General features: G+C 73.5%; 18 protein-coding genes and 1 tRNA gene. 15 read left to right on the top strand and 4 right to left on the bottom strand.

The window, feature by feature from the left end; genetic code table 11:
• The first annotated feature begins 13 nt into the window (after positions 1-13).
• The 5 genes from moaC (at position 14) to Sdi02f_RS13685 (ending at position 3,350) form a co-directional block, all read left to right on the top strand.
• Positions 14-526: a cyclic pyranopterin monophosphate synthase MoaC gene (gene moaC, locus Sdi02f_RS13705; protein ID WP_030399232.1), complete on the top strand. Its 513-nt coding sequence runs from the start codon at positions 14-16 to the stop codon at positions 524-526.
• Complete coding sequence (locus Sdi02f_RS13700; RefSeq protein WP_051783152.1) at positions 523-1,062, top strand: MogA/MoaB family molybdenum cofactor biosynthesis protein; 540 nt, start codon at positions 523-525, stop codon at positions 1,060-1,062. The genes moaC and Sdi02f_RS13700 overlap by 4 nt, the downstream gene beginning before the upstream one ends.
• Positions 1,059-1,736, top strand: coding sequence for a GNAT family N-acetyltransferase (locus Sdi02f_RS13695; protein ID WP_030399415.1), 678 nt, complete (start codon positions 1,059-1,061; stop codon positions 1,734-1,736). Before Sdi02f_RS13700 ends, Sdi02f_RS13695 begins: the two co-directional genes overlap by 4 nt.
• 177 nt (positions 1,737-1,913) lie before the next feature.
• Positions 1,914-3,191, top strand: a complete 1,278-nt coding sequence (sepX, locus tag Sdi02f_RS13690; protein ID WP_031087189.1) for a divisome protein SepX/GlpR — start codon at positions 1,914-1,916, stop codon at positions 3,189-3,191.
• 85 nt (positions 3,192-3,276) lie between these two features.
• Positions 3,277-3,350 (top strand) — tRNA-Ala (locus Sdi02f_RS13685).
• 58 nt (positions 3,351-3,408) lie between these two features.
• Here the strand turns inward: Sdi02f_RS13685 and Sdi02f_RS13680 are convergent.
• Positions 3,409-3,900, bottom strand: a complete 492-nt coding sequence (locus Sdi02f_RS13680) for a GNAT family N-acetyltransferase (protein WP_030399229.1) — start codon at positions 3,898-3,900, stop codon at positions 3,409-3,411.
• 67 nt (positions 3,901-3,967) lie between these two features.
• Between Sdi02f_RS13680 and Sdi02f_RS13675 the strand changes: the two genes are divergently transcribed.
• Positions 3,968-4,771, top strand: coding sequence for an exodeoxyribonuclease III (locus Sdi02f_RS13675; protein ID WP_031087187.1), 804 nt, complete (start codon positions 3,968-3,970; stop codon positions 4,769-4,771).
• 7 nt (positions 4,772-4,778) lie between these two features.
• Here the strand turns inward: Sdi02f_RS13675 and Sdi02f_RS13670 are convergent, their stop codons facing one another.
• Positions 4,779-5,441 (bottom strand): MerR family transcriptional regulator, encoded by a 663-nt coding sequence (locus Sdi02f_RS13670; RefSeq protein WP_108933326.1) that lies wholly within the window; start codon positions 5,439-5,441, stop codon positions 4,779-4,781.
• Between the two features lie 151 nt (positions 5,442-5,592).
• On the opposite strand from Sdi02f_RS13670, the gene Sdi02f_RS13665 reads away from it, so the two are divergent.
• From Sdi02f_RS13665 to Sdi02f_RS13650, 4 genes are all read left to right on the top strand, one after another.
• The gene (locus Sdi02f_RS13665) at positions 5,593-7,146 is read left to right on the top strand and encodes a flavin-containing monooxygenase (RefSeq protein WP_031087185.1); all 1,554 of its coding nucleotides are present in this window, start codon (positions 5,593-5,595) and stop codon (positions 7,144-7,146) included.
• Positions 7,143-8,087, top strand: a complete 945-nt coding sequence (locus Sdi02f_RS13660) for an alpha/beta fold hydrolase (RefSeq protein WP_031087183.1) — start codon at positions 7,143-7,145, stop codon at positions 8,085-8,087. The genes Sdi02f_RS13665 and Sdi02f_RS13660 overlap by 4 nt, the downstream gene beginning before the upstream one ends.
• The gene (locus tag Sdi02f_RS13655) at positions 8,084-8,977 is read left to right on the top strand and encodes an SDR family oxidoreductase (RefSeq protein WP_055468419.1); all 894 of its coding nucleotides are present in this window, start codon (positions 8,084-8,086) and stop codon (positions 8,975-8,977) included. Before Sdi02f_RS13660 ends, Sdi02f_RS13655 begins: the two co-directional genes overlap by 4 nt.
• A gap of 88 nt (positions 8,978-9,065) precedes the next feature.
• The gene (locus Sdi02f_RS13650; RefSeq protein ID WP_030399223.1) at positions 9,066-9,284 is read left to right on the top strand and encodes a hypothetical protein; all 219 of its coding nucleotides are present in this window, start codon (positions 9,066-9,068) and stop codon (positions 9,282-9,284) included.
• An 87-nt stretch (positions 9,285-9,371) separates the two neighbouring features.
• On the opposite strand, the gene Sdi02f_RS13645 is transcribed toward Sdi02f_RS13650, so the two are convergent.
• The gene (locus Sdi02f_RS13645) at positions 9,372-12,767 is read right to left on the bottom strand and encodes a S41 family peptidase (protein WP_108933325.1); all 3,396 of its coding nucleotides are present in this window, start codon (positions 12,765-12,767) and stop codon (positions 9,372-9,374) included.
• A 170-nt stretch (positions 12,768-12,937) separates the two neighbouring features.
• On the opposite strand from Sdi02f_RS13645, the gene Sdi02f_RS13640 reads away from it, so the two are divergent.
• The 5 genes from Sdi02f_RS13640 (at position 12,938) to Sdi02f_RS13620 (ending at position 17,714) form a co-directional block, all read left to right on the top strand.
• Positions 12,938-13,537, top strand: coding sequence for a TetR/AcrR family transcriptional regulator (locus tag Sdi02f_RS13640; RefSeq protein ID WP_031087178.1), 600 nt, complete (start codon positions 12,938-12,940; stop codon positions 13,535-13,537).
• Positions 13,538-13,638: 101 nt separating this feature from the next.
• Complete coding sequence (locus Sdi02f_RS13635; RefSeq protein WP_108933324.1) at positions 13,639-15,879, top strand: MMPL family transporter; 2,241 nt, start codon at positions 13,639-13,641, stop codon at positions 15,877-15,879.
• Between the two features lie 139 nt (positions 15,880-16,018).
• Complete coding sequence (locus tag Sdi02f_RS13630; RefSeq protein WP_030399219.1) at positions 16,019-16,531, top strand: YbaK/EbsC family protein; 513 nt, start codon at positions 16,019-16,021, stop codon at positions 16,529-16,531.
• Positions 16,528-17,373 carry an EamA family transporter gene (locus Sdi02f_RS13625; RefSeq protein WP_030399218.1) on the top strand — a complete coding sequence of 282 codons (846 nt, stop codon included), beginning with the start codon at positions 16,528-16,530 and terminating at the stop codon, positions 17,371-17,373. The genes Sdi02f_RS13630 and Sdi02f_RS13625 overlap by 4 nt, the downstream gene beginning before the upstream one ends.
• A 65-nt stretch (positions 17,374-17,438) precedes the next feature.
• Positions 17,439-17,714, top strand: coding sequence for a DUF1876 domain-containing protein (locus Sdi02f_RS13620; RefSeq protein WP_030399217.1), 276 nt, complete (start codon positions 17,439-17,441; stop codon positions 17,712-17,714).
• Here the strand turns inward: Sdi02f_RS13620 and Sdi02f_RS13615 are convergent.
• Entirely contained in the window at positions 17,694-18,902 is a 1,209-nt protein-coding gene (locus Sdi02f_RS13615) for a serine hydrolase domain-containing protein (protein ID WP_031087174.1), read from the bottom strand. The two genes, Sdi02f_RS13620 and Sdi02f_RS13615, sit on opposite strands and share 21 nt — an antisense overlap.
• Between the last annotated feature and the right edge of the window lie 41 nt (positions 18,903-18,943).

Here is an 18,943-nt window from a genome sequence, read left to right as displayed (position 1 = left end):
GCGCCACACGAGCATGAGTACGCAGGACCGACCGTCCGGGAGCGGACAGGACCCGCAGGACCGGCTGACGCACATCGACGAGGCGGGCGCCGCCCGGATGGTCGACGTGTCCGGCAAGGACGTGACCGCCCGCACCGCCCGCGCCAGCGGACGCGTCCTCGTCGCGCCCCGCGTGGTCGAGCTGCTGCGCGGCGAGGGCGTACCGAAGGGCGACGCCCTGGCCACCGCCCGGATCGCGGGCATCATGGGCGCCAAGCGCACCCCCGACCTGATCCCCCTGTGCCACCCGCTGGCGGTCTCCGGTGTGAAACTGGACCTGTCGGTCGCGGACGACGCCGTGGAGATCACCGCCACGGTGAAGACGACGGATCGCACGGGTGTCGAGATGGAGGCGCTGACCGCGGTCTCCGTCGCCGCGCTCACCGTGGTCGACATGGTCAAGGCGGTCGACAAGGGAGCGGTCATCACGGACGTGCGGGTGGAGCAGAAGACGGGCGGCAAGTCCGGCGACTGGAACCGGTCATGACGCAGGAAGAGGCGTGGGGCGGCGCCCTCCTCGGGCCGTACGCGGCCCTGGTCGTCACGGCGTCCAACCGGGCCGCCGCCGGTGTCTACGAGGACAAGGGCGGGCCACTGGTCGCCGAGGGGCTGCGCCGCTTCGGCTTCGCCGTCGACGGCCCCCGGGTCGTCCCCGACGGAGACCCGGTCGAAGCCGCCCTCCGCGCGGGCGCCGACGCGGGCTACGACGTGATCGTCACGACCGGCGGCACCGGCGTCTCGCCCACCGACCGCACCCCCGAGGCGACCCGCGCGGTGATCGACTACGAGGTGCCGGGCATCGCGGAGGCGATCCGGGCGTACGGCCGGGACAAGGTGCCCACCGCGGTGCTCTCCAGGGGACTGGCCGGAGTCGCCGGGAGCACGCTGATCGTCAACCTGCCGGGTTCCTCCGGCGGGGTGAGGGACGGCCTCGCCGTGCTGGAGCCGCTGCTGCGGCACGCCGTGGACCAGTTGCGCGGCGGCGACCACCCGAGACCCGCCAGCGGTGGGGGTGCGAGCTGAACGGCCCGTCCTGGCCCGTCGAGCTGACGGACGGCGACGTCGTCCTGAGGCCGATAAGGCTGCGCGACCAACGGACCTGGCGCGAGGTCAACCGGCGCAACCGGGACTGGCTGCGCCCGTGGGAGGCCACCATCCCGCCGCCCGGGCCCGGCGGCCCGATCGCGCACCGGCCGACGTACCGCCAGATGGTGCGGCACCTGCGCTCCGAGGCCCACGCGGGCCGGATGCTGCCCTTCGTCATCGAGTACCGGGGCCGGCTGGTCGGCCAGTTGACGGTGGCCGGCATCACCTGGGGCTCGATGTGCTCCGGGCACGTCGGTTACTGGGTGGACGAGGCGGTGGCCGGGCGCGGGGTGATGCCGACGGCCGTGGCGATGGCCGTGGACCACTGTTTCCGCACCGTCGGACTGCACCGGGTCGAGGTCTGCATTCGCCCCGAGAACATGCCCAGCCGCCGCGTCGTGGAGAAACTCGGATTCCGCGAGGAGGGTCTGCGGCCGCGTTATCTGCACATCGACGGGGCCTGGCGGGACCACCTCGTCTTCGCGCTCACCGCGGAAGAGGTTCCCGAGGGCCTGCTGCGACGCTGGCACCGGTCACGGCGGGGCGGCGCGCCGAACGCGGGGAACACCGGGAGCACGGGGAGCACCGGAAACAGCGGAAGTCCGGGGTAATTGAATAAACGTTCGAATTTGATCGCGCCTTGACCGTCCCGAAACGGATCATTTCCCGTTCCTGACAGTCGGTTGATCGGATCGGTCACAAGAAAAGTTCGAAATATCAGCCAGATCGTGCGACACACCGGCCCAATTGGCGGATGGCCTCATGCAAACCCCTCTACCGTGTGAGGCGTGAGCAGCAGCGGCCTCATCTACGCAGTCATCGTCGGGGCCTGGGCCGCCTACTTGGTGCCGATGTGGCTCCGTAGGCAGGACGAGCTGAACGAGGCCCGTCCGACGGAACGCTTCAGTACCGCCATCCGGCTCCTGTCCGGACGGGCGGGCATGGAGCGCCGGTACGCCAAGGACCTGCGGTCGCGCACCGCCGACGAGGCGGAGCCCGACGCCGACGCCCCGGACGCCGTCACCGACTCGGTGGACGTCCGGGCCTTCGCCGTGTCCAGGACCCGGCGGCACACCCGCCCGGTGCCGGCGCGGCCGGCGGCGGAGCGGCCGGAGGCGGCGCGCCCCGAGCCGGGCGGATCCGGCCACGGGCCGAGAGCCGGGCAGTCCGCGGAATCCGCCCACCCGGCCGGACCCGGCGCGGCACCGGCGCGGGGGCGGGTGCCGCAGGCCCGGCGCGCACCTCTGTCTCCGGGGGCCGCCGCGGCGCGGGCGCGGCGCACCAAGGTCCTCGCCCGCCGTCGGCGTACGACGGTGATGCTCTTCCTGGCCTTCACGCTCGGCTCGGTCGTCGCGGCGGTCGGCGGGCTCGCGTTCCTGTGGGCGCCGGGCGTGCCCGCGCTGCTGCTCAGCGCCTACATCGCCCATCTGCGCGCCCAGGAGCGCCGCCGCTTCGCCTTCCACATGGACCGACGCCAGGCCGAGGCCGCCGCGCAGCGCCTGCGCGACCGTGACCCGCGTCCGCGCCGCCGCGGACCCGCCGACCCCGGCGGACCCGTCGGCGACCTCGACGCCGAGGAGCCGGACGACGGCCCCGACGTGGAGCCCGGTGCCGGGATGTCGGCGCTCGCCGCGGACCGGCGGGCACTGGTCGAGCAGACCGACCACGCCGAGTGGGTCGACCAGCAGCGGGAACGCCGGGGCCGTCCGCAGGGCGAGAGCTGGGACCCGGTCCCGGTGCCCCTGCCCACCTACGTGACCGCGCCGGTCGCTCCCCGCGCGACCCCCGACGTGGACCTCGCCGCGCCGGACGCGTGGAGTTCGGCACGCTCCAGCGCCGTCGTGCCCGACGGGGAGGACGCCGCCCGGGCCACCGCCCCGGAGCGGGACCGTCCGGCGGACCGCGCCGAGGAGGGCCCGGCCGCCCACGCCGACGAGCGCCCGCAGGCCCCGGGCCGCAGCGACGCCCGCCGCGCGGCGTCCGCCCGCCGGGCCAGGGAGCGGGGCCGCACACCGCTCTTCGACCAGTACGAGGACGGCGACCGTCCCCGCGCGGCCAACGAGTAGCCGCGACCGGGGCCGCCTCGGCCGCGGCCCCGGGAAGCGATTTTTGAGCAGGCCCGTCGGGGTGCTAAAGTTTCACTCGTTGCAAGGGCCTGTGGCGCAGTCCGGTAGCGCACCTCGTTCGCATCGAGGGGGCCAGGGGTTCAAATCCCCTCAGGTCCACGCACATTGACGAAGGTCCCGTCCGATCCTTACGATCGGGCGGGACCTTCGTCGTGTTCTAGCTCCGCTGGTCCCGGAGGGCCTTCGCGTAGCAGAGGCTGTCCTCGTGGAAGCGGTAGTAGCCGAACTTCACGCAGGGCTCGTAGCCGCTGGAGGTGTACAGGGCCACGGCCTCCGGCTGCTTGGTGCCGGTCTCCAGGACCATCCGGGTCCGGCCCGCGGCCCGGGCGTCCTCCTCCAGGGCGGCCAGGATCCGCCGGGCCAGCCCGCGTCCGCGCACCTGCTCGGTCACGAACATCCGCTTCAGCTCGGCGTCCCCGTCGAGATTGCCCTCGTCGTTGGCGTCCTGGCTGCGCCAGCCGCCGGAGGCGACCGGGGCGCCGTTCTCGTCGTAGGCGACCAGGTACAGGCCGTTCGGCGGTGCGAAGTCGGACGGGGCCAGGGACGTCGCGTCGCCGCCGTCGCCGTAGCGGAGGTCGTACTCGGCCTGGACCTCGTCGTTGAGCTTCACGGCGTCGGGGTGGTCGAAGGGGACCCGGCGTATGTTCATGCTTCCTACCGTAAATCGATGCGTATCCGGAGAGGGACGATGTCCAGTGTGCCGGTATCGTGCCCTGGTGCTCACCGTGACCTCCGTAAACGTGAACGGTCTGCGCGCCGCCGCGAAGAAGGGCTTCGTGCCGTGGCTCGCCGACACCTCCGCCGATGTGCTGTGCCTCCAGGAGGTGCGGGCCGAGCCCGAGCAGGTGCCGGAACACGTCCGCACCCCCGAGGGCTGGCACGTGACGCACGCCCCCGCCGCCGCGAAGGGCCGCGCGGGGGTCTCGCTGTACACGCGCCGTGAGCCCGACGCCGTCCGCGTCGGTTTCGGCTCGGCGGAGTTCGACACCGCCGGCCGCTACGTCGAGGCCGACCTGCCCGGTGTGACGGTCGCCTCCCTCTACCTGCCCTCCGGCGAGGTCGGCACCGAGCGCCAGGACGAGAAGGTCCGCTTCATGGGGGAGTTCCTCGCCTACCTCAAGGAACTGCGCGAGCGCTCCGCCGCCGAGGGGCGCGAGGTCGTCGTCTGCGGCGACTGGAACATCGCCCACCGCGAGGCCGACCTGAAGAACTGGCGCGCCAACAAGAAGAACTCCGGGTTCCTGCCGGAGGAACGGGAATGGCTCGGCCGGGTCCTGGACCCGGCCGACGGCGGCTACGTGGACGTCGTCCGCTCCCTGCACCCGGACGTCGAGGGGCCGTACTCGTGGTGGTCGTACCGGGGGCGGGCCTTCGACAACGACAGCGGGTGGCGGATCGACCTGCACGCCGCCACCCCGGGCCTGGCCGCCAGGGCGCTCAAGGGGTACGTCGAGCGCGCCGCCACGCACGCCGAGCGCTGGTCCGACCACGCGCCGGTCACGGTGGTCTACGACCGCTGACCGCCGGCTATGCGTCCTCCGCCCGGTCCGACCCCTTCCGCATCCGGCGGTCCAGCGCCAGGGACAGTTCCGCCTCCACCACGCTGCGGGCCAGCGGGCGCAGGCGGTGGAGTTCCGGTTCGGGGGCGTGGCGCAGGATCAGGTCGGCGAAGAGTTCGGCGAGGGCGTCGGCGTGTTCGCGGACGCGGGCGCCGGCCTGGAGGACCTCGCCGAGCGGGATGCCCTCGCGGACCAGGGCGGAGGAGACCTCCAGCAGGCGGTGGCTGATGTGGACCAGTTCGTCGCCGTCGGTGCCGAGGTAGCCCAGGTCCATCGCGGCGGCCAGGTTCTCCGGGGTGACCTCGCCCTCGAAGCGGGCCGCGAGTTCCTCGGGAGTGAGGCGGACCGGGGTCTCCTCGGTGGGTTCGCCGAGGCCCAGCAGGTCGCCGACGTCGCGGCCGTGGTCGAAGGCGTCGGCCAGTTCCGCGATGCCGTTCAGGGTGTGGCCGCGGTCGAGCAGCGCCGCGATCGTGCGCAGGCGGGCCAGGTGGTGGTCGTCGTACCAGGCGATGCGGCCCTCGCGGCGGGGCGGCGGGATCAGCTTGCGTTCGCGGTAGAAGCGCAGGGTGCGCACCGTGATGCCGGCCAGCCGGGCCAGTTCCTCCATGCGGTATTCGCGCTTCTCGGTCACGTCACGACCTTAGGGCGTACCCCCGGTAACTTTCCCGCGCGTACCCCCTACCCATGAGTACGGAGCTGTTCTACGCTCCCATTGCGCCAGTGTTCACTGGCATGGTTCGAGACGGGTTCCAGACGGTCCAGGCAAGCGTGGAGGCTCCGGGATGGCCGAGCACGAGCAGGTTCACGAACACGTACGGGTGGCGGTGGTCGGGTCCGGCTTCGGCGGGCTGGGGGCCGCCGTGCGGCTGCGGCGCGAGGGGATCACCGACTTCGTCGTCCTGGAGCGGTCCGGCAGCGTCGGCGGCACCTGGCGCGACAACAGCTACCCCGGCTGCGCCTGCGACGTACCGTCCCACCTGTACTCCTTCTCCTTCGCGCCCAACCCCGAGTGGCCGCGCACCTTCTCCGGGCAGGAGCACATCCGCGCCTACCTGGAGCACGTCACCGACACCTTCGGGCTGCGTCCCCACCTCCGCTTCGACTCGGAGGTCAAGCGGATGACGTGGGACACCGAGCGGCTGCGGTGGGAGATCGAGACCGTGCGCGGGACGCTGACCGCCGACGTCGTCGTGTCCGCGACCGGGCCGCTGTCCGACCCCAAGGTCCCCGACATCCCGGGGCTCGACTCCTTCCCGGGCAAGGTCTTCCACTCGGCCCGCTGGGACCACGACTACGACCTCACCGGCAAGCGCGTCGCCATGATCGGCACCGGCGCCTCCGCCATCCAGATCGTGCCGTCCATCCAGCCGAAGGTGGGCCGGCTCACCCTCTTCCAGCGCACCCCGGCCTGGGTGATGCCCCGCATGGACCGGGCCATCAGCGGCGTCGAACGCGCCCTGCACCGGGCCGTGCCCGCCACCACCAGGCTCCGCCGCGGGCTGCTGTGGGGCATCCGGGAACTCCAGGTGCAGGCCTTCACCAAGCACCCCGACGAGCTGGGCTTCGTCGAGCGGATCGCCAAGCGCAACATGGGCGCCGCCATCAAGGACCCGGCCCTGCGCGCCAAGCTCACCCCCGACTACCGCATCGGCTGCAAGCGGATCCTGCTGTCCAGCACCTACTACCCGGCGCTCGCCCGCCCCAACGTCGACGTGGTCGCGAGCGGGCTCGGCGAGGTGCGCGGGTCCACCCTGGTCGCCGCCGACGGCACCGAGGCCGAGGCGGACGCGATCATCTTCGGCACCGGCTTCCACGTCACCGACATGCCCATCGCCGAACGCGTCGTGGGCGCGGACGGACGCACCCTCGCCGAGACCTGGAAGGGCGGCATGGAGGCACTGCGCGGCGGCACGGCGGCCGGGTTCCCCAACTTCATGACCGTCATCGGCCCCAACACCGGCCTCGGCAACTCGTCCATGATCCTCATGATCGAGTCCCAGTTGAACTACATGGCGGACTACCTGCGCCAGTTGAACGTCCTCGGCGGCCGCACCGCCCTCGACCCGCGCCCCGCCGCCGTGCGCAACTGGAACCACCGCGTGCAGGAGCGCATGAAGCGCACGGTGTGGAACACCGGCGGCTGCACGAGCTGGTACCTGGACGCCAGTGGCCGCAACACCACCGTCTGGCCCGGCACGACCGCCGAGTTCCGGCGCGAGACCCGGCGCGTGGACCTCGCCGAGTACCAGGTGCTGCGCCCCGCCCCGGCCGAGAGCACGGCGACGGCCACGCCCACGGCGACGGCCGCCGACGCGGACGCCGGGGTGAGCGCGTGAGCCGCCTGCTGCACGTCGCCGACGGGCCGTACGCCCCGCCCGTGCCCGCCCACGAGCTGACCGTCACCGCCGCCGACGGCGCCCGCCTCCACGTCGAGGTGCACGGCCCCGAGGACGCCCCGGCGGTCGTCCTCGCGCACGGCTGGTGCTGCTCCACCGCCTTCTGGGCCGCGCAGATCCGCGAACTGGCCGCCGGGCACCGGGTCATCGCCTACGACCAGCGCGGCCACGGCCGCAGCCCCGCCAACCCGGCGTACGGCACCGAGCCGCTCGCCGACGACCTCGAAGCCGTCCTGGAGGCCACCCTCGCGCCGGGCGAGCGGGCGGTGATCGCCGGGCACTCCATGGGCGGGATGACGCTGATGGCGGCGGCGACGCGGCCCGCGGTGCGCGCACACGCGGCGGCCGTCCTGCTGTGCAGCACGGGCAGCGCGCGGCTGGTGGCCTCCGCCACCGTGGTGCCGATGCGGGCGGGCCGGGCGCGCACTTGGCTGACCCGGCGGATCCTCGGCTCCCGGGCACCGCTCGGCCCGGTCACGCCGCTGGCCCGGCGGATCCTCAAGTACGGGACGATGGGCCCCGGTTCGAGCCCGCACATGGTCGAGGCCTGCGCCAGGATCGTGCACGCCTGCCCGAGCCGGGTGCGGCACGGCTGGTCCCAGGTGCTCGACCTGCTCGACCTCGACCACGGCGTACGGGAGTTGCGCATGCCCGTGGAGATCGTCGTCGGCACGGCGGACCGGCTGACACCGCCCGTGCACGCCCGCGCGCTGGCCGCCGCGCTGCCCAACTGCGTGGGCCTGACCGAACTGCCGGGCCTCGGCCACATGACGCCGGTGGAGGCCCCGGACCTGGTCACCGGGAAGATACGGGCCCTCGCCGCCACCTACATACCGACCGCACGCCAGGAGCGTGCCGTACACGCCGAGGAGAGCGCATGAGCAGGGTGAGCCTGGAAGGGCGGGTCGCCGTCGTCACCGGAGCGGCGCGGGGCGTGGGGGAGTTGATGGCCCGCAAGCTGTCCGCGCGCGGGGTGAGGGTCGCGCTGGTCGGCCTGGAGCCCGACGAACTCAAGCAGGTCTCCGCGCGGTTGCACAGCGACAGCGACCACTGGCACGCCGACGTCACCGACCACGAGGCGATGGCGCGCGTCGCGGCGGAGGTCAAGGAGCGGTTCGGGAAGGTCGACATCGTCGTCGCCAACGCGGGCGTGGCCACCGGCGGTCCCTTCGTCGACTCCGACCCCGACGCCTGGCGGCGGGTCATCGAGGTCAACCTGATCGGCTCGGCCGTCACCGCCCGCGCCTTCCTGCCCGCGCTGCTGGAGACCCGCGGCTACCTGCTCCAGATCGCCTCGCTGGCGGCCCTCACCCCCGCCCCGATGATGAGTGCCTACTGCGCCTCCAAGTCCGGCGTCGAGGCGTACGCGCACAGCCTGCGCGGCGAGGTCGGACACCGGGGCGTGAAGGTCGGCGTCGGTTATCTGTCGTGGACCGACACCGACATGGTCCGCGGCGCCGACCGGGACGACGTGATGCGGGAGTTGCGGCAGCGGCTGCCCTGGCCGTCGAACAAGACCTATCCGCTGGGCCCGGCGGTCGACCGGCTCGTGGCGGGCGTCGAGCGCCGGGCCGCGCACGTGTACGGGCAGTGGTGGCTGCGCGGCATGCAGGGCGTGCGCGGCTACCTGCCGGCCGTCATCGGCACCGTCGGCCAGCGCGAGATGCGGCGCTTCGGGGACCGGCTCGACGGCCTGCGGGTCGGCCTCGTCGGCGCCGGCGGAGCGGCCGACGAACAGCGCCGGACCGGGGCGACTACGGTCGGTAAGTGATCGACATGCGCAGGGTCACGGCCCGTGTGAATCTGATCGAGCGCCCGGCCGATCCGGTCGGGCCCGATCACCACAGGAGTGAACCCACATGGGTATGAAGGACCAGTTCCAGGACAAGGCCGAGCGCATGCAGCAGCAGGGCAAGCAGCGTGCCGAGCAGGCGCGGGACCAGTTCCAGAACCGCGACCGCCGTCGCGGCGAGGACGAGGCGGACCCGGCCGCGCGCCGCCGCGAGTCGCAGCACCAGGACCCGTCCTCGCGCCGCCGCGACGAGGACGAGCAGCTCCAGGACAGCTTCGACGCCTGACGCGCCGCCGCTGCAGTGAGAGGGCGCCCCCCGTTCCGCGGGTGGGCGCCCTTTCCCGTGCCGCCGCGGGCCCCGCGGAGGAAGGCGCTACGCCCGCGGCGGCAGCGGCGGGCGCGAACGGTCCGGTACGGCGTCGTAACCGGGCGGTGTCGCGGGCGGGTTGGTCTCCAGCAGCTCCAACGCGAGGCGGACCGCCTCGTCGAGGACCGGGTAGCGGCCCTCCGCCCAGTCCAGCGGGGTGCGCAGCGCCTCGACGTCGGGGGCGACGCCGTAGTTCTCCACGGACCAGCCGTAGGCGTCGAACCAGGCCGCGTTCATCGGCACCGTGATCACCGTGCCGTCGCCGAGCCGGTGCCGGCCGGTCATGCCGACCACCCCGCCCCAGGTGCGCTGCCCGACCACCGGGCCGAGCCGCAGCAGCTTGAACGCCGCCGTGATCATGTCGCCGTCGGAGGAGGTCGCCTCGTCGGCCACCGCGACGACCGGTCCGCGCGGGGCGTTGGAGGTGTACGACACCGGCTGGGCGTCCCGGGTGAGGTCCCAGCCCAGGATCGTCCGGGTCAGCTTCTCGATGACCAGCTCGCTGATGTGTCCGCCCGCGTTGCCGCGCACGTCCACGATGAGCGCGGGCCGGGACACCTCCATGCGCAGGTCGCGGTTGAACTGCGCCCAGCCGGAGCCGCCCATGTCGGGGATGTGCAGGTAGCCGCAGCGTCCGCCGCTCAACTCCCGTACCACCTCGCGCCGTTTGGCCACCCAGTCCTGGTAGCGCAGCGGGCGTTCGTCGACGAGCGGGACGACGGCGACCCGGCGGGAGGGCCCCCGGCACCCCTCGGCTGGTGCGAAGGTCAGCTCCACCGTCGTACCGCCCGCGCCCGCCAGCAGCGGGGACGGGCCGAGGACCGGGTCGACCGGGCGGCCGTCGACGTGGGTGAGGACGGCCCCGTCGCGGATGCCCGTGCCGGCCAGCGGAGAGCGGGCCTTCGAGTCGGACGAGTCGCCCGGCAGGATGCGCCCCGCCACCCACCGCCCGTCCCGGTGGACGAAGTTGGCGCCGAGCAGGCCCTGCCAGCGCTGGTAGTGCGCCGGGCCCTCGTTGCGCCGGGCGGCGACGACGTAGGCGTGCGAGGTGCCCAGCTCGCCGAGCACCTCGCGCAGCAGGTCCGCGAACTCGTCGGGGGACGCCACCCGTTCGAGCAGCGGGCGGTACTGCTCCAGGACCGCGTCCCAGTCGATGCCGCACATGCCCGGGTCCCAGAAGTAGGCGCGGATCAGGCGGCCCGCCTCGTCGTACGCCTGGCGCCACTCGGCGGCCGGGTCGACCTCGTGCAGGATGCGCCGCAGGTCGATCCACGTGGTCGAGTCCCCGTCGCCGGCCTCGGTCGCCGGTACGGCGCGCAGGTCGCCCTCGTCGAGCACGACCAGGCGGCTGCCGTCGCCGCTGGCCCGGAACCAGTCCAGGTGGTCGACCAGTTCGGACTTCTTCGCCTTGGCCAGGTCGAAGTGCTCCAGCGTCGGCCGTTCGCTCGGGTCGGCCGGGTTGGCGAAGGTCTCCCCGAGCGCGCCCGAGATCGGCCAGCGCAGCCAGACCAGGCCGCCGCCCGCCACCGGCTCCAGCGCCGAGTACTTGGAGGCGGGGACCGGGAAGGGCGTCACCCGGTTCTCCAGCCCCTCGACCTCGACGGTCACCGCGCCGCCCTCGCCGCTCTCGTCCTCCAGGGGGTCCAGGCCCCCGGCCGCGGGACGGCCCTCGGGGTTGAGGGCGAAGGGGGAGGGGGTCGCCGAGGACAGCGGCACCAGGTAGGGGCGGCAGCCCAGCGGGAAGGACAGGTCGCCGGTGTGCACGTCGTACACCGGGTCGAAGCCGCGCCAGGACAGGAAGGCGAGGTAGCGGCCGTCCCGGGTGAACACCGGGTTCTCGTCCTCGAAGCGGCCGTTGGTGACGTCGACGACGAGGGTGCCCTCGGGGCCGTCGATCCGGGCCATTTTGATCTGCCGCAGGGTGCGTCCGATGCCCGGGTGCGACCAGGTGAGCCAGGCCCCGTCGGGGGAGAAGGCGAGGTCGCGCACGGGGCCGTTGACGGAGCGGATCAGCTCGGTGACGGTGCCCGTGCCGCCGGCGGTCGCGGGCGTGCCGGGACCGGCGCCGCCGTGCGGGGCACCAGCGTCCTCGGCGTCCTCGGCGTCCTCGGCGTCCGGCGCGAACCCCGCCTCCACCGCCTCCAGGGTCCGCGCGACCTCCGTGTCCGGTTCCGAGACGTCGAGGATCAGCAGGCGTCCGTCGTGCGAGGCGACGGCGAGACGGTCGCCCGCCGGGTCCGAGACCAGCTCCAGGACCCGGCCGAGGAGTCCCGAGGCGAGCCGCCGGGCCGCGCGGCCGCCGGTCGCCCGGGGCAGGTAGGAGATCTCGACCGCGTCCTCGCCCTCCGCGTCCGTCACGTAGGCGATCCGCCCGCTCTCCCCGAGCATCTCCGGCAGCCGCACCCGTACCCCCGGGGTGTCCGCGATGGTGCGGGCCGGGCCGTCGCGGTGGGTGAGCCAGTACAGGCTGCCCCGTACGACGACGGCGCTCGCCCGGCCCGTCTCGTCCACGGAGACGCCGCCCACGTGCTGCGCGGCCGGCACCTGGTACGTGCGCCGCCCCGCGCGCGGACCGCTCAGCCGCACGTCGAGCCGGCGCGGCGCCGAACCCGGCGCAAGGTCGTCCACGAGCCACAGGTCGCCCGCGCACTGGTACACCACCCGCGTGCCGTCGCTGGACGCGTTGCGGGCGTAGAACGCGTCGTGGTCGGTGTGGCGGCGCAGGTCGGTGCCGTCGTGGGCGCAGGAGTAGAGGTTGCCGACGCCCTCGTGGTCGGAGAGGAAGGCGATCCGGCCGCCGACGAACATGGGGGCGGCGAGGTGTCCGCCGAGGTCGGGCAGGAGCCGTTCGCCGTGCAGCCAGAGCCGGCCCGTGGCGCCGCCCCGGTAGCGCTTCCAGGCGGCGGGCTCGTGCGGCGGGGTGCCCGTCAGGAGCAGGGTCCTGCGCTCGCCGTCCAGGTCGGCGGCCTGGATGTCGGTGACCGGGCCCCAGGGCAGCTTGCGGCCGGGATCGCCGTCGGGGGTGACCTTGTAGGCCCAGGTCAGGTGCGAGAAGGGCTCGCCGTGCGAGGCGACGGCGAGGACGGCGGTGGTGCCGTCGGCGTCGGGGGGCGACCAGCCGCAGACCCGGGTGTCGAAGCCGCCCCAGTGGGTGAGCTGCCGTCCGGGACCGCCGTCGACCGGCACGAGGTGGACCTCCGGCACGAGGCTGCGCCAACTGGTGTAGGCGATGTGCCGGCCGTCGGGGGAGAAGCGGGGGTGACCGGCCTTGGTGCGGTCGACGGTGAGCCGCCAGGCCCGGCCCGGACCGTCGAGGGAGGCGAGCCAGAGGTCGTCCTCGGCCACGAAGCACAGACGGTCGCCACTGAGGTGCGGAAGGCGCAGATAACTCACCCGCCCCATGCTTTGACGGGTGCCGGGTACCGGCAACTTATGCGATGCCGACAACCGTGACCCAGAACACGAACGAAACCGTTTCGTTTCGCTAGGGGGGCGGGGTACATTCGTCATGTGCGAAACGGTGTCGTTCTGACGGACGCCGGACGGAACGGGAACGGAGAGGAGTGAGCGAGATGACCGAGGTCGCCACCGCGCGCCGCAGTCGGATCACTCCCGAGCGCGAGGCCGAGCTGTACGAAGCCGTGCTCGACCTGCTCCGCGAAGTCGGCTACGACGCCCTCACCATGGACGCCGTGGCCACCCGCACCCGCTCCAGCAAGGCGACGCTCTACCGCCAGTGGGGCGGCAAGCCGGAGCTGGTCGTCAAGGCCATGCGGCACAACAAGCCGGGCAAGGTCGGCGACGTCGACACCGGCTCGCTCCGCGGCGACCTGCACGCCCTCCTGGCGCGGGAGGACGACTGCACCATGGAACAGAACTCCGCGCTGATGCGGGGCGTCGCCATGGCGCTGCACCAGAACCCGGACCTGCGCCAGGCGTTCCGGGGCCAGCTCATCGAACCGGAGATGGCGGAGTTCCAGCGTGTGCTGCAGCGTGCCGTCGACCGCGGTGAGATCAGACCGGACTGTCCGGCCCTGGACTTCCTCGTCCACATGATGGTCGGCGGTTTCGCCACCCGCACACTGCTGGACGACCAGCCGCCCACCCGGGCGTTCCTCGTTTCCTACATCGACGCCGTGATCCTCCCCGCCCTCGGCGTCTCCACCCACTGACACGTCCCTGTAGCTGAGCCCCACCTGACGTAACCGCTCACGTCGTCGGGCCGATCATCCCTGCCCCGAAGATCCCACGACCTGACCGGGAGTACGCCCCCGTGGCCACGTTCCTCTACAAACTCGGCCGGCTGGCCTTCCGCCGACGGCACTTCGTCGCCCTGATCTGGGTGGCCCTGCTGACGCTCGCCGGCGTCGGCGCGGCCAGCGCCCCGCCCGCCGGCAACTCCTCCTTCTCCATCCCGGGAACGGAGGCCCAGAAGGCCTTCGACCTGCTGGAACAGCGCTTCCCCGGAGCGAGCGCCGACGGGGCGACCGCACGCGTCGTCTTCAAGGCACCGTCCGGCGAGAAGATGACGGACGCCGGCAACAAGGCGACCGTCGAGAAGACCGTCGGCGACCTCGCGGACGGTTCCGAGGTCGCCTCGGTCGCCGACCCCTACACCGGCAACGCCGTCAGCAAGGACGGCACGATCGCCTACGCCTCGGTGAAGTACGACGTCTCCGGCATGGAGCTGGAGGAGTCCACCAAGGACGCCCTGGAGGACGCCGCCCAGCAGGCGCGTGACGCCGGGCTGACCGTCGAGGTCGGCGGCGACGCGCTCCAGGCCGTCCCGGAGACCGGCGCCACCGAGGTCATCGGCATCGCGGTCGCCGCCGTCGTCCTGGTCATCACCTTCGGCTCGCTGGTCGCCGCCGGACTGCCCCTGCTCACCGCCCTGATCGGCGTGGGCATCGGCGTCTCCACGATCACCGCGCTGGCCAGCGCGCTCGAACTGGGCTCGACCACCTCGATCCTGGCCATGATGATCGGCCTCGCGGTCGGCATCGACTACGCCCTGTTCATCGTCTCCCGCTACCGCGCCGAACTCGCCGAGGGCCGGGAGCGCGAGGAGGCCGCCGGACGGGCGGTCGGCACGGCGGGCTCCGCGGTCGTCTTCGCCGGCCTCACGGTCGTCATCGCCCTGGTGGGCCTCGCGGTCGTCAACATCCCGATGCTCACCAAGATGGGCGTCGCGGCGGCCGGCACCGTCGCCATCGCGGTCCTGATCGCCCTGACGATGATCCCGGCGCTGCTCGGCTACGCCGGCCGCAGGGTCAAGCCGGCCGGTGCCAAGGGCAGGCTGCTCGGCCGTGCCCGCAAGAGCGGCGAGCCGAAGCCGGCGGAGACCGGCGGGCAGCCCAGGGCCAACCTCGGCACCCGCTGGGCGAGCTTCGTCGTCCGCCGTCCCCTGGCCGTGCTCCTCCTGGGCGTCGTCGGCCTCGGTGCCGCCGCCGTCCCCGCGGCCTCGCTGGAGCTGGGCCTGCCCGACGACGGCTCCCAGCCCACGTCCACCACCCAGCGCCGCGCCTACGACCTGCTCTCCGAGGGCTTCGGCCCCGGCTTCAACGGCCCGCTGATGGTCGTCGTCGACGCCAAGGGCAGCGACGCGCCCAAGGACGCCTTCCACGACGTCGCGGGCACGATCGAGGGCCTCGACGGCGTCGTGGCGGTGACCCCGCCCGCACCCAACAAGGGCGGCGACACCGCGACGATCACCGTGATCCCGGACTCCAAGCCGTCCTCCGTGCAGACCGAGGACCTGGTGCACGCCATCCGCGACGCGGGCGGCGACATCGAGGCCAAGACCGGTGCGGAGACCCTGGTCACCGGTTCGACGGCGATGAACATCGACGTCAGCGAGAAGCTCAACGACGCGCTCGTGCCCTACCTGGTCCTGGTCGTCGGCCTGGCCTTCCTGCTCCTGATCGTGGTCTTCCGCTCGATCCTGGTCCCGCTGAAGGCGGCCCTCGGCTTCCTGCTCTCCGTCATGGCGGCGCTCGGCGCGGTCGTCGCGGTCTTCCAGTGGGGCTGGCTGTCCGGCCTGATGGGCGTCGAGGAGACCGGTCCGGTCATGTCGATGATGCCGATCTTCATGGTCGGTGTGGTCTTCGGCCTGGCCATGGACTACGAGGTCTTCCTGGTCACCCGCATGCGGGAGGCCTTCGTCCACGGCGAGAAGCCCCACCAGGCGGTCGTCACCGGCTTCAAGCACGGCGCCCGGGTCGTCACCGCCGCGGCCGTGATCATGATGGCGGTCTTCGCGGGCTTCATCGGCTCCAGCGAATCCATGGTCAAGATGATCGGCTTCGGCCTCGCGATCGCCGTCTTCTTCGACGCGTTCGTCGTCCGCATGGCCATCGTCCCGGCGGTCCTCGCGCTGCTCGGCAAGCGCGCCTGGTGGCTGCCGAAGTGGCTGGACCGCGCGCTGCCCAACGTGGACGTCGAGGGCGAGGGCCTGCGCACGGCCGACGAGCGGGGCGCCGACCCCGACGAGGACCGGGAGCTGGTACGCGCCTGACCCGCCGCCTCTGAACGGAGGACGACGAAGACCAGCCGGTGAGGGCCCGTGGGGACGGGGCTGCCCTCACCGGCTTCCTCCGTTCCGGGCCCCGCAACCCGGTCGCCCGGGGGACGCCAGGCCCGCTACGGTGCCCCTCATGACCACCACCGACGACGCCTCCGAGTCCTCCGCCGCCCACCCCCGCTTCGCCGCCGCCCTGCGCGAACTGGGCCTCGGCGAACTGGCCGTGCGGGCCCGGCGCTTCCCGGAGGCCACCCGCACCGCCGCCGAGGCCGCCGCCGCCATCGGGTGCGGGCTGAGCCAGATCTGCAAGTCGCTCGTCTTCGCCGCCGACGGCGTCCCCGTGCTCGTCCTCATGGACGGCGCCTCCCGCGTCGACCTGGACCGGGTCCGCGAGGAACTCGGCGCCGGGAAGGTCACGCGGGCCAAGGCCGACGTCGTGCGGGAGACCACCGGGTTCGCGATCGGCGGGGTGCCGCCCTTCGGGCACCGGACCCGCACGCGGGTCCTCGCCGACCGGTCGCTGCTCGCCCACGACGTCGTGTGGGCCGCCGCCGGCACGCCGTACGCCGTCTTCCCGATCGAGCCCAAGGAACTCGTCGCCACCGCCGGTGCCACCCTCGTGGACGTGCGCGAGCGCTCCGAGTGACCCCCCTGGTCACCGCCGCCGTGCTGCTCGCGGCGGTCACCCACGCCAGCTGGAACGCCATCGCCCACCGGATCACCGACAAGCTGACCGGCTTCGCGCTGATCTCCGGCGGCGGGATGCTCATCGGGCTCGCCCTGCTGCCGTTCACGGCGTTCCCGGCGGCCGGGGCGTGGCCGTACCTCCTGGCCTCCGCCGCCGTCCACATCGCGTACTACGTCCTGCTGATGCGCTCCTTCCGGCTGGGCGACTTCGGCCAGGCCTACCCGATCGCCCGCGGCAGCGCGCCGCTGCTGGTCACCGTCCTCGCCGCCCTCTTCGCCCACGAGGTGCCCGACGGCTGGGCGGCCGGGGGCGTCCTGGTCTCCTGCGCGGGGCTGACCGGCGTCGCCCTGTGGGGGCTGCGCGGGCGCCGGCCCGACTGGGCGGCCATCGGCGCGGCCCTGGCGACCGGTGTGACCATCGCCGCGTACACGGTCGTCGACGGCCTGGGCGTACGCGCCTCCGGCTCCTCCCTGGGGTACATCGCCTGGCTGATGGCGTTGCAGGGGGCGGTCCTCCCCGCGTACTTCCTCCACCGGCACCGCGCCGGGTCCTGGGCGCTGCTGCGGCCGCACGCCCGCCTCGGACTGCTCGGCGCGGCCCTGTCCGTGGCCGCCTACGCCCTGGTCCTGTGGGCGCAGACCCGCGCCGAACTCGCGCCCATCGCGGCCCTGCGCGAGTCGTCCATCCTGGTCGGCGCCGCCATAGGAGCCGTCTTCTTCAAGGAGCGGTTCGGCGCCCCCCGGATCGCGGCCGCGGGCCTGCTGGTCCTCGGGATCGGGCTGATGCTGCACACCGGCTAGCCGGGGCCGTGCGGACCGCCGCGCCGAGGCGCACCCTGGAAGGAGACGTTCCGGAGGTGATCCTCATGATGCACACCACAGTGGGTTGGCACGTCGAGATGGAGTTCATGGAGGACGACCAGCACACGCGGGCGGTCGCCATGGTGCGCCTGCCCGACGGCACCGAGATGCGCGCGCACGGCCACGCCAGCCGTCACCGGGTCGACTCCCAGCAGCCACGGGTCGGCGAGGAGGTCGCGGGGGCACGCGCGTTGAACGAACTGGCGATGCGCCTGCTCACCAAGGCGCACGAGGAGATCGACGCCGCGTCCGGCCGGACCTCACACCCCATCCACGTCTGAGCCGGACCCGGCGAGCGACGCGCGTACCGCCCGGACCAGCGCCTGCGCGCGCGGGTCCGCCGTCACGGTCTTGCGGAAGCCGTTGGTGACGTAGCCCAGGGCGATGCCGGCCTCCGGGTCGGCGAAGCCGAGGGAGCCGCCGCGGCCCGGGTGGCCGAAGGAGCCGGCGGACAGGAACGGGGACGCGCTGCCGTGCAGCATGTAGCCGAGGCCGAACCGGGTGTTCACGACCAGGACCCGGTCCGGCCCGGCGGACTCCTCGGCGCGGGCCAGCTCCGTCGTCGCCGGGTCGAACAGCCGCACGCTCCGCGTCACGCCGTCGACCTCGCCGATCAGCGCCGCGTAGAAGCGGGCCAGACCGTCCGCCGTCGCGATGCCGTTGGCGGCCGGGAGGGCGGCGGCGCGGTACACCGGGTCGTTCTGGTCCGGGAACGGGGTGATCGCGGCGAAGGCGCGGCGGGTGAGGGAGTCCGGGTCGCCGTAGGCCTCGGTCACCGCGCGCTTGGGCCGCAGCCGCGGGCCGTTCGCCGACGGCTCGGGCTCCTCCAGGCGCCCGACGCGACCGGCCCGGCCGGCCGCCTCCTCCGCCGCCGGCAGCCCCACCCACAGGTCCAGGCCGAGCGGGCCGGCGATCTCGTCCGCGATCCACTCTCCCGCGCCCCGCCCGCCGGTCACCCGGCGGACCAGCTCGTCGAGCAGCCAGCCGTAGGTCAGCGCGTGGTAGCCGTGGTCGGTGCCCGGCTCCCACACGGGCGCCTGCGCGGCGACGGCCGCCGGACCCCGCAGCGGGTCGAGCACGTCCTCGGGGGTGAGCGGACGGTCCAGGACCGGCAGTCCGGCCCGGTGGTTCAGCACGTGCCGGACCAGTACCCGCTCCTTGCCGTGCGCCTTGAACTCCGGCCAGTACTCGCCCACCGGCGCGTCCAGGTCCAGCTCCCCGCGCCGGTGCAGCAGCAGCGGTACGGCGGCGGCGACGCCCTTGGTCGCCGAGCGGACCACCTGGGCGGTGCCCCGGCGCCAGGGCGCGGTGCCGTCGACGTCCCGGGTGCCGGCCCACAGGTCGACGACCTTGCGCCCGTCCCGGTAGACGGCGACGGCCGCGCCCCGCTCGCCGAGCGCGGTGAAGTTCCGCACGAACGCGTCCCTCACCGGCTCGAAGCCCCCGGCCACCGTGCCGTGCACGTCCACGTCCGCTCCCACTACCGTCCGTCCCTTCCGGTCCCTGGCGA

Source organism: Streptomyces ardesiacus (genome assembly GCF_003112575.1).
Classification (GTDB): domain Bacteria; phylum Actinomycetota; class Actinomycetes; order Streptomycetales; family Streptomycetaceae; genus Streptomyces; species Streptomyces ardesiacus.
This window is presented reverse-complemented; position numbering and strand designations above follow the sequence as displayed.

Excerpts from the sequence above, each read along its gene's own strand:
- moaC (WP_030399232.1), top strand. The coding sequence starts at position 14 with ATGAGTACGCAGGACCGACCGTCCGGGAGCGGACAGGACCCGCAGGAC.
- Sdi02f_RS13700 (WP_051783152.1), top strand. The coding sequence starts at position 523 with ATGACGCAGGAAGAGGCGTGGGGCGGCGCCCTCCTCGGGCCGTACGCG.
- Sdi02f_RS13680 (WP_030399229.1), bottom strand. The coding sequence starts at position 3,900 with ATGAACATACGCCGGGTCCCCTTCGACCACCCCGACGCCGTGAAGCTC.
- Sdi02f_RS13665 (WP_031087185.1), top strand. The coding sequence starts at position 5,593 with ATGGCCGAGCACGAGCAGGTTCACGAACACGTACGGGTGGCGGTGGTC.
- Sdi02f_RS13655 (WP_055468419.1), top strand. The coding sequence starts at position 8,084 with ATGAGCAGGGTGAGCCTGGAAGGGCGGGTCGCCGTCGTCACCGGAGCG.
- Sdi02f_RS13650 (WP_030399223.1), top strand. The coding sequence starts at position 9,066 with ATGGGTATGAAGGACCAGTTCCAGGACAAGGCCGAGCGCATGCAGCAG.
- Sdi02f_RS13645 (WP_108933325.1), bottom strand. The coding sequence starts at position 12,767 with ATGGGGCGGGTGAGTTATCTGCGCCTTCCGCACCTCAGTGGCGACCGT.
- Sdi02f_RS13640 (WP_031087178.1), top strand. The coding sequence starts at position 12,938 with ATGACCGAGGTCGCCACCGCGCGCCGCAGTCGGATCACTCCCGAGCGC.
- Sdi02f_RS13630 (WP_030399219.1), top strand. The coding sequence starts at position 16,019 with ATGACCACCACCGACGACGCCTCCGAGTCCTCCGCCGCCCACCCCCGC.
- Sdi02f_RS13620 (WP_030399217.1), top strand. The coding sequence starts at position 17,439 with ATGATGCACACCACAGTGGGTTGGCACGTCGAGATGGAGTTCATGGAG.